This window comes from Cytobacillus firmus (assembly GCF_023715565.1).
Lineage (GTDB): Bacteria > Bacillota > Bacilli > Bacillales > Cytobacillaceae > Cytobacillus > Cytobacillus firmus_C.
Map to the genome: position 1 here is coordinate 1 of NZ_JAMBOJ010000143.1, position 939 is coordinate 939.

Below are 939 nucleotides of genomic sequence, written 5' to 3' on the forward strand. Positions count from 1 at the left end.
TGTCCAAATAAGGGTTATTAAAAACTATGCCAGTTTGGGTATTAAAAGGGCAGCTAATTAGCTGCCCTTTTTGTTTACTATTTGTTTTACTTTTTGACGTTTTCTCCCTGTCAACCGAACCCGTTAATCTTAGGCTGCCTGGTTTATTTTTTTGATAATGACTCTTCAGGAACGGAAAATAGGCTGTTTTAATATATTGGTTACATCCGAGGCTTTATTTTAAAAGAACGGAGGAGGAAGATGACCAATTTTCAATCCTTCACGGGAACTATTGTGCAAATTTCTGATTTTAACGGGGAAGGCTGCCTTAAGATGATTTCCGCCGATAACGGGATGGGGGGAACAGCCAATTTCATCGTGTCCCCTTCAACTTTTGTTCTAGATCAAAACAGGCTGTCAGCCGGGGACATCATCACCGGATATTATGACGGCAATGCTCCTGTTCCGCTAATATATCCCCCTCAATACCGTGCGCTGGTGATGGTAAAACATACTTCTCACCAAAATGTAAAAGCGGACTTCTTTAATAGCCAGCTAATCAGCAGCGATGGACAGCTGCAATTAAACGTCTCGCCGTATACACAGATGGTGCTGACCAATGGGCAGGCATTTACCGGCAGCCCCACAAACAGAGACCTGGTTGTGACCTATGGTCCGTCAACGAAAAGCATTCCTGCCCAGACCACACCTTATAAGATTGTTGTGTTGTGCTTGCCATCCGTATAGAAAGAGCCCCAATCTTTTTGTGATTGGGGCTTGGGCCTGTTTTGGACAGGTGTGGGTTCTGGTTCTGACTCTAATTCGCGCTTCACTTGGTCAAGCCCATATAATTGTGTAAAAAGAAAATGAGTCAAATTAATTCCTTTGGTCAACAATGTTATCAGCTACGAAAAACAAGTTGGAGGAATTAATTATGACTCAATTACAGTTCAACCTAAA

At 42.5% G+C, this 939-nt stretch carries 1 protein-coding gene; it reads left to right on the top strand.

The window, feature by feature from the left end:
* Positions 1 to 240: 240 nt before the first annotated feature.
* Positions 241 to 726 (top strand): hypothetical protein, encoded by a 486-nt coding sequence (locus tag M3205_RS25140; protein ID WP_251172363.1) that lies wholly within the window; start codon positions 241 to 243, stop codon positions 724 to 726.
* Positions 727 to 939 lie beyond the last annotated feature (213 nt).

Excerpts from the sequence above, each read along its gene's own strand:
- M3205_RS25140 (WP_251172363.1), top strand. The coding sequence starts at position 241 with ATGACCAATTTTCAATCCTTCACGGGAACTATTGTGCAAATTTCTGAT.